General features: G+C 68.1%; 7 protein-coding genes. 4 read left to right on the forward strand and 3 right to left on the reverse strand.

What is annotated here, in order from left to right; translation table 11 throughout:
- The coding region (locus tag ABZ078_RS43715; protein ID WP_356584161.1) for a type I polyketide synthase at positions 1 to 1,796 on the reverse strand (1,796 nt) is incomplete at its 3' end.
- A gap of 662 nt (positions 1,797 to 2,458) precedes the next feature.
- On the opposite strand from ABZ078_RS43715, the gene ABZ078_RS43720 reads away from it, so the two are divergent.
- The 4 genes from ABZ078_RS43720 to ABZ078_RS43735 all read left to right on the forward strand — a co-directional run bounded on the left by ABZ078_RS43720 (position 2,459) and on the right by ABZ078_RS43735 (position 5,924).
- Positions 2,459 to 3,307, forward strand: a complete 849-nt coding sequence (locus tag ABZ078_RS43720) for a 3-hydroxyacyl-CoA dehydrogenase family protein (protein WP_356584163.1) — start codon at positions 2,459 to 2,461, stop codon at positions 3,305 to 3,307.
- 63 nt (positions 3,308 to 3,370) lie between these two features.
- A complete protein-coding gene (locus tag ABZ078_RS43725) occupies positions 3,371 to 3,667 on the forward strand; it encodes a phosphopantetheine-binding protein (protein WP_356584165.1) in 297 nt (98 codons plus the stop codon).
- Complete coding sequence (locus ABZ078_RS43730) at positions 3,660 to 4,799, forward strand: acyl-CoA dehydrogenase family protein (protein WP_356584167.1); 1,140 nt, start codon at positions 3,660 to 3,662, stop codon at positions 4,797 to 4,799. Before ABZ078_RS43725 ends, ABZ078_RS43730 begins: the two co-directional genes overlap by 8 nt.
- An 18-nt stretch (positions 4,800 to 4,817) precedes the next feature.
- Positions 4,818 to 5,924 carry an HAD-IIIC family phosphatase gene (locus ABZ078_RS43735; RefSeq protein ID WP_356584169.1) on the forward strand — a complete coding sequence of 369 codons (1,107 nt, stop codon included), beginning with the start codon at positions 4,818 to 4,820 and terminating at the stop codon, positions 5,922 to 5,924.
- A gap of 9 nt (positions 5,925 to 5,933) precedes the next feature.
- On the opposite strand, the gene ABZ078_RS43740 is transcribed toward ABZ078_RS43735, so the two are convergent.
- Both ABZ078_RS43740 and ABZ078_RS43745 read right to left on the reverse strand, forming a co-directional pair.
- On the reverse strand, positions 5,934 to 6,602 hold the full coding sequence (locus tag ABZ078_RS43740) for a class I SAM-dependent methyltransferase (protein WP_356584173.1): 669 nt from the start codon (positions 6,600 to 6,602) through the stop codon (positions 5,934 to 5,936).
- Positions 6,603 to 6,682: 80 nt separating this feature from the next.
- Positions 6,683 to 8,020, reverse strand: coding sequence for an MraY family glycosyltransferase (locus ABZ078_RS43745; RefSeq protein ID WP_356584171.1), 1,338 nt, complete (start codon positions 8,018 to 8,020; stop codon positions 6,683 to 6,685).
- Positions 8,021 to 8,233: the final 213 nt, after the last annotated feature.

An 8,233-nucleotide genomic window follows, 5' to 3' on the forward strand; every position in this document is an offset into this window, starting at 1 on the left:
TCCGGACGCACACCCAAAGACTCCACCAGCCGGAACAAGGCCACCTCAACGGCGAACAGCGCCGCCTGCGTGAACACCGTCCGATCCAGCAGACCAGCCTCCGAACCGAACACAACACCCCGGACGCCGACACCAGCACCCAGCTCCGCATCCAAAGCCACACACGCGGCATCGAAAGCCTCGGCGAACACAGGGAAACGCTCATACAACTCCCGGCCCATACCGAGCCGTTGCGAGCCCTGACCGGAGAACAACACCGCCAGCCGGCCACCAACCGCACCACCCGCGATCAGCCCCGGAGCCGACTCACCCCGCGCCAACGCCTCCAGCCCGGCCACCAACTCCTCACCCGAGGACCCGACCACCACGGCCCGGTCCTCCAAAGCCGCCCGCCCCGCCAACGACCAGCCCACATCCACCAGCGAGACACCCCCGCCGACATGGGACAGCAACCGCCCGGCCTGCGCCCGCAACGCCCCCACCCCACGCCCGGACACCACCCACGGCACCACCGAAGGCACCACCGAAGGCGCCACACCCGCACCCTCAGCCACCAACCCCGAACCCTCCGGAGCCTCCTCCACAATCACATGCGCATTCGTGCCGCCCATACCGAAAGACGACACACCCGCAACGAGCGAATCGGCTTCCCGGGGCCAGGGCCCCAACTCGGTCTGAACCCGTAGCCGGAGCGAATTCAGTGGGATGTCGGCCGGGGGTTCCGTGAAGTTGAGGCTTGCCGGAATAAGTCTGTACCTGATTGACAGAACGGCCTTTATGAGCCCGGCGACACCGGCAGCGCCTTCCAGATGTCCGAGATTGGTCTTCACCGATCCGATGCGCAGCGGATTACCGCTCGGGCGCTCGCGGCCGAAAGCGGTTCCGAGTGCCGCCGCTTCGATCCGGTCGCCCACGCGGGTGCCGGTTCCGTGAAGTTCGACATACTGAACGGCGGCGGGGTCAATGCCGGCGCGTGCGCATGCGAGACCGATGACTTCTTCCTGTGCCGCCTGGTGCGGCACGGTGAGTCCCGGTCCGCCTCCGTCGTTGTTCACCGCGCTGCCGCGAATGACACAAAGGATGCGGTCGCGGTCGGCGAGGGCGTCGGAGAGTCGCTTGAGGACGACGATTCCGCCACCCTCTCCGCGGACATATCCGTTGGCCTGTGCATCGAAGGTCCGACACTCCCCGTCGGGGGAAAGTCCGCCGAACTTCTCCGAGCGTTCGGCGCTCTCGGGGGCGAGGGCGAGGTTGACGCCGCCGGCAAGGGCGAGGGTGCACTCTCCGGTGCGCAGTGCCTGGGCGGCCTGGTGCACGGCGACGAGGGAGGAGGACTGGCCGGTGTCGACGGTGATGCTGGGTCCGCGCAGGCCAAGGGCGTAGGAGACGCGGTTGGCGATGATGCTGCGGGCCAGGCCGGTCATGGCGTGCTGGCCCACGGCGGCGGGTGCCTGGCGATGGGTGAGCATCGCGTAGTCGTCCCACATGGCGCCGACGAACACGCCGGCCGAGCGGCCTTGAAGGCTCAGCGGAGCGATGCCGGAATCCTCGAGCGCTTCCCACGCCAATTCCAGCGCGAGACGCTGCTGCGGGTCCATCGCGGCGGCCTCGCGCGGGGAGACTCCGAAGAAACTCGGATCGAATTCGTCGACCCGTTCCAGTTTCCCGGGAACGACAGACCGTCCATCCTTCAGTAACTCCCAGAATTCGGCCGCACTGGACACGCCCGGAAAACGGCATGAAGTACCGATGATGGCAATGTAATCATCAGTTAAGGCGCGCATGTCGACCGACATACTGTGAAGATCCCCCGTCTAGCATGGAAAGCGGACATTGCACCCGCGCTGCCCCTCTGGCCTGGAGGACGACTGCGCACTTCGGGTACTCGATGTCCATCGTGCAAGCCGTTTGCAGCCTAACCCGCTCAGGCGATCCGGAGTCAAGGAAATTTTTTGGCCGCAACGCGTTGATGGCCGATGGACTCTTCGGCGCCGCTGACGGCGTGGTCCGCCACCGCCATTGCCGCCAACTAGGCTGCTGCACCTGCGAACTGTGTCCTATCTCACGCCTACATGCGGCGGGCTGACTGACATTGCGAGTTCACTCCAAAGAACGCGCGCCCGGCCGTCCTTCCCCCTGCCTCGGACCGCGTGTTAGGTTGCAGTGAACGATCAAGGGGGAAGTCCTGGTGCGCTTATGACCACGTGTCACCAGGCTGGCCCAGCTGCCGAGTTGTGGAATGGCACTGGGTCCCAGGGGGCCTCCCTGGAGTTCGGCCCGCTTCGGAGCCTCTTCCTCCCCGTGAACGCCCGTCTGTCCCGTACTAGTGCAGGAAGCCCATCGCCGTCCGCCACCTGCCGGTGACGACCGCGACCGTGGCTCGCGCACATGTGCATGCCCCGTCCCTGACAGCCGTAGCGAGCCGGCCCGGTGAGCGTGAAGGAGTGTGTCCGGCACGATGAGTGAACCAACAGTCCGTCAAGTCGCCATCGTTGGTGCGGGGGTGATGGGCTCGGGGATCGCTGCCCTGGTGCTCGGACACGGCATCCCCGTCGTCCTGGTCGACGTCGACGACACGACACTGAGCGCGGCGCGCATCAGGATCGAGCAGCAGCTGCGGCACGCCCAGCTCATGGGCGCGCTGCCCGCGGGCACGGCGCCCGGCGAGCTGACGACCAGCGTGACCCTGGCGGACGTGGCGGACGCGACCGCAGTGATCGAGGCGATCGTGGAGCTGCCGGCGGAGAAGGCCAAGGTGCTGGCCGAGGTCTCGGCGACCGTACGACCCGGGACACCGCTGATCTCCAACACGTCCGGCATCCCCATCGCCGAGCTGGCCCGGTCGGTGGACCGGCCCGAGGAACTGCTCGGCACGCATTTCATGAACCCGTCGTACCTGATCAAGATGGTCGAGGTCAGCCGGGGCCCGCAGACCGGTGACGCCGCCGTGGCGGCCGTGGTCGAGCTACTGTCCGCGCTGAACCGCAAGGCGGTCATCGTGCGGGACGCGCCGGGCTTCGTCACGAGCCGGCTGCTGCATCCGATGATCAACGCCGCGGCGCGGATCGTCGGCGAGGGCACCGCGACGGCGGAGGCGGTGGACGAGCTGATGGAGGGCTGCCTCGGGCACCCGACCGGCCCGCTGCGCACCGCCGACCTGATCGGCCTGGACAACCTGGCCGACTCCCTCCAGGTTCTCCACGAACGCACCGGCGACCCCTCCTGCAAGCCCGCCGACCTGCTGCTGGAGAAGGTCCGCCAGGGTGACCTCGGCCGCAAGTCCGGCCGGGGCTTCTACGCGTACTGAAACACGCGCGCATCCCGAGTCGAAGACCCCTGAAAGTCACTCTGAAAGCCGAAAGGTATTGCGGTGAGCACTGAACCGACCCCGCAGGGAGCCGAGTTGAGCGCCGAGTCCGTCGAGCGGGAGCTGCTGGGCTTCCTGGAGGCCAAGACCAGGACCTCGCTGACGCCGGACCAGGACATGTTCGCCTCCGGTCTGGTTTCCTCCATGTTCGCCATGGAGCTGGTCGTCCACATCGAACAGACCTACCAGGTCGCCATCGTGGGCGCGGATCTCAAGCTGGACAACTTCCGGACCGTGCAGCGCATGACGGAGCTGGTGCTGCGGCTGCGGGCCGCGTCGGCCTCGGTCGGCCATGCCTGACCGACACGTCGGCGACCCCGCTCCCGGCGACCGGCTCGCCGACGGGTTCGCCCTCCTCGACTCCCTCGTCGACGGGCGGGCCGAGGAGTGGGATCTGTCCGGCGAGATCCCCCTGGAGGTGCTGCGCACCATCGCGGAGCGGGGGCTGCTGTGCGCACAGGTCGCCGGTGAGCTGGGCGGACTCGGCCTCAGCAGCCGGGACAACGGTGAGCTGACGGCGTACGCGGGCAGTCTGTGCAGCTCGCTGCGGAGTGTCATGACCTCGCAAGGCATGGCCGCGTGGACGATCCAGCGTCTGGCGAACCCCGACCAGTCGGCCGCGCTGCTGCCGGAGCTGGTCGGCGGCCGGCTGGCCGCGGTCGGCTTCAGCGAGAGCGGCGCCGGCTCCGACGTGACCGCCATGACCACCAAGATCGAGGTGTCGGGCGACTCCGTCGTGGTCACCGGCCACAAGGTGTGGATGACCGCTGCCCACTACGCCGACCTGCTGGTCGTGTTCGGGCAGTGCGAGGGCGGTGCGGCGGTTGTCGTGGTGCCCGCCTCGGCGCCCGGCGTGCATGTGGAGCGGGTCGCCGACCCGCTGGGCTGCCGCGCGGCCGGGCACGCGAACGTGCGTTTCGACTCCGTGCGGCTGCCGCTGTCCAGTCTGCTCGGCACCCCGGGCATGCCGCTGCCGCTGCTGGTGACCACCGCTCTCGCCTACGGCCGTATCTCGGTGGCCTGGGGATGTGTGGGCATCCTGCGCGCCTGCCGGAACGCCGCGGCGCGGCACGCCGCCTCGCGGGTGCAGTTCGGCAGGCCGTTGCACGAGCACCAGCTGGTGGCGGGGCACCTCGCCGACCTGTACACGGCCGAGCAGATCGCGGCCCAGGCATGCGCGCATGCCAGCGCCTGCTGGGACGCCGGTTCTCCGGATCAGGTCGTGGCGACCGTGCTGGCCAAGCACGTCAGCGCCGGGCACGCGGCCCGCGGTGCCGCGGCGGCCGTGCAGGTGCTGGCGTCGGCCGGGGCGCGGGACGGTCATGTCGTGGCGCGCGCGTACCGGGACGCGAAGCTGATGGAGATCATCGAAGGCAGCAACGAAATCTGCCAGTTGATTCTGGCGCAGCACGCCGTGGCGACGGCGCGGTGACCATCCTGGAGGATCTGCATGTCTAAAGTGCCGACCACGGTGAAGTGCCTGGTCTGGGACCTGGACAACACGCTCTGGCAGGGCACGCTGTCGGAGGGCGACGAGGTGCGGACGCCGGACGGCGTGCGGGAGCTGATCATCGAGCTGGACTCCCGGGGCATTCTCCAGTCGGTGGCCAGCAAGAACGACCACGACCTGGCCTGGGCCAAGCTGGAGGAGCTGGGCCTTGCCGAGTACTTCGTGCTGCCGCGGATCGGGTGGGGGCCGAAGTCGGACTCGGTGCGGGACATCGCGGAGCGGCTGAAGTTCGCGCACGGCAGCATCGCGTTCGTGGACGACCAGCCCGCCGAGCGGGCCGAGGTCTCCTTCCACCTGCCGGAGGTCCGTTGCTACGCCGCCGACCAGTTGTCGGCGCTGGCGGATCTGCCGGAGTTCAGTCCGCGCAACGTCACCGTGGACGCGCGGCGGCGCCGCCAGATGTACCAGGCCGGCTTCCGGCGTGAGGAGGAGCAGGCCGCTTTCCGCGGGCCGACCGAGGAGTTCCTGCGCTCGCTGGAACTTCAGATGCGCATCGGCCGGGCGACCGAGGAGCAGCTGTCGCGCGTGGAGGAGCTCACGCTACGCACGAGCCAGATGAACGCGACGGGCGTCCACTACTCCGACGCGGCGCTGCGCGAGCTGCTGGCCGATCCCGGGCACGAGGTGCTGGTGACGACCATGGCCGACCGTTTCGGTCCGCACGGCGCGGTCGGGGTGATGCTGCTGCGGACGCGGCCGGGTGTCTGGCACATCAAGTTGCTGGCGACATCCTGCCGTGTGGTGTCGTTCGGGGCGGGTGCGGCGATCCTGAACTGGCTGATCGACCAGGCGGCCCGGGCGGGCGCCCACCTGGCGGCCGACTTTCGGCCTACGGAACGCAACCGCATGATGGAGATCGCCTACCGGTTCGCCGGTCTCGGCGAGGAGTCCTGTGCGTGCCAGGACGCGCTGCCCGACACGGGAGCGGACGATCTGCGACGCCTGCACCTGGTGCCGACGCCTCGTGAGCCGCACGCGACGATCCGGATCAGTGCACCGGACCTGGCCGCGGATCACCGTGTGGCCGCCGCCGGTCCGGTGCACTGACCGGCGTGCTCAGCATGCTTTCTTGCGTACCAGAGTGATGCCATCGGCCATCGGGAGGAGTGATATCTCCACCCGATGGTCGTCGCGCAGGAAGGAATTCAGCTCGCGGATCGCGACCGTGTCGGGATCCTGGGCTTCCGCGTCGATGACCCGGCCAAAAAAAAGAGTGTTGTCGAGGATGACGAGTCCGCCCGGCCTCACCAACTCAAGCGACAATTCATAATAGCGGCGGTAATTCGCCTTGTCCGCGTCGATGAAGGCGAGGTCAAAGGCGCCCGCTTTTTCATCGTCGAGCAGGTCGGCAAGGGTTTCGGCGGCATTCCCGATACGAACGTCGATGCAGTCCGACACGCCCGCCTTCGCCCAGTACTCCTGAGCGATGCCGGGCCATTTGTCGCTGATGTCGCAGGTGAGCACGCGTCCACCGGGAGCGAGGTTGCGGGCCATGCACAGCGTGCTGTACCCGGTGAACGTGCCGATCTCCAGCACCTGATGGGCACCCGTCAGGCCGACCAGGAAACCGAGCAACTGTCCTTCCTCGGCCATGACCTGCATGGCCTGCCCCCCGGGCAGTTCACTGGTCAGCTCGCGCAGGCCGCGCAATATCTCGTCGTCCCGCAGGGAGAGGTCACGCACATAGGAGAGTATTTCCGGCGAGGACATTATTTGAGTAGCCACCGCCTCAACATAGTGGCGGCGCATAATGTCACGCAAGGGCGGCCCAGCGGTATCCGGAAATCAAATGCCCTCGCTTTGCGTCAGCGCGACGTATGCGAACGGGCGCCGATGGCGGTCGCTCCGTTGGCCGAAGCCACACCGGCCGCGACCGGCATGCCGCGCTCCTCGGCCTCACGGCCGTCACCGGTCCCGCCCGTTGCTGAAGCCCCTCCCCCAGCGGTGGTCCGAATCACCGACGCGGCCGGTGCGACGGCCCGGCGACGGCGGTAGCGCGGCGGCACGAAGCGCTGGGCCCACCTCGGGGCGCGCGGAGTGAAGCGGGGCAGCAGAAGCAGGACGAGACCGATCGCGCTGAGGAACACCACGCCCAGCACGATCCACATGGACGCCGAGTTCACCGAGTAGGCGAGCGCGCCGAAGGCGATCAGCGCCGACCAGAAGTACATGATCAGCACCGCGCGGCTGTGCGAGTGGCCGATCTCCAGGAGGCGGTGGTGCAGGTGGCCCCGGTCGGCGGCGAACGGGGACTGGCCCCGCCAGGTGCGGCGCACGATCGCCAGCACCAGGTCGGCGGCCGGGATCGCGATGATCGTCAGCGGCATCAGCAGCGGGATGTAGACCGGCACCATCTGGTGGACGGCGCTGCGCTCGGATCCGCCGAACAAGTTGTCCGGGTCGACCTGCCCCGTGATGGAGATCGCGCCCGCGGCCAGCACCAGCCCGATCAGCATCGAGCCCGAGTCGCCCATGAAGATCCGCGCGGGGTGCATGTTGTGCGGCAGGAAGCCCAGGCACATGCCCATCAGGATGGCCGCGAACAACGTCGCGGGGGCGGCGGCCTCGATGCCGTACGAGTACCAGATGCGGTAGGCGTACATGAAGAACGCGGCCGACGCGATGCACACCATGCCGGCTGCGAGGCCGTCGAGGCCGTCCACGAAATTGACCGCGTTGATGGTGATGACGACCAGCGCCACCGTCAGCAGGGTGCCCTGCCATTGGGTCAGCGCGACCGTGCCGACGCCCGGGACGGGCAGCCACAGGATCGTCAGCCCTTGCATGACCATCACGCCGGCGGCGATCATCTGGCCGCTCAGCTTGATCAACGCGTCGATCTCGAACTTGTCGTCCAGGACACCGATCAGCCAGATCAGCGCGGCACCGGAGAGCAACGCGCGCGGCTCGTTGGACTTCTCGAAGACCTCGTTGAGGTTGGTGAGATGGTCGGCGACCAGCAGACCCGCGCACAGGCCGAAGAACATGGCGATCCCGCCGAGCCGCGGGGTGGGTTCCCGGTGCACGTCGCGCGCCCGGATCTCCGGCATCGCTCCGGCCACGATCGCGAACTTGCGTACCGGCCCTGTGAGCAGACACGTCACCGCGGCCGTGATGCAGAGCGTCAGCAGGTATTCACGCACGGGCTTCCCCAAGATGTCACCGGTGTGTCAGAACCACACCTTAGCCCTCGTCACTGTCAGCGAGCCCCGCGCAGGACGAAGACCGGGGACCTGACCGCCCGGAGACCCGACCAGGCGACCCGCGGCTCCTGGCATCCTTGGCGTAAACACGTCGTACGCGTAGGGATCCTCGCGGTACACCCCCTCCGCCCGATCCTTCTGTACGTTCTTCGT

Source organism: Streptomyces sp. NPDC006385 (assembly GCF_040612485.1).
Taxonomy (GTDB): domain Bacteria; phylum Actinomycetota; class Actinomycetes; order Streptomycetales; family Streptomycetaceae; genus Streptomyces.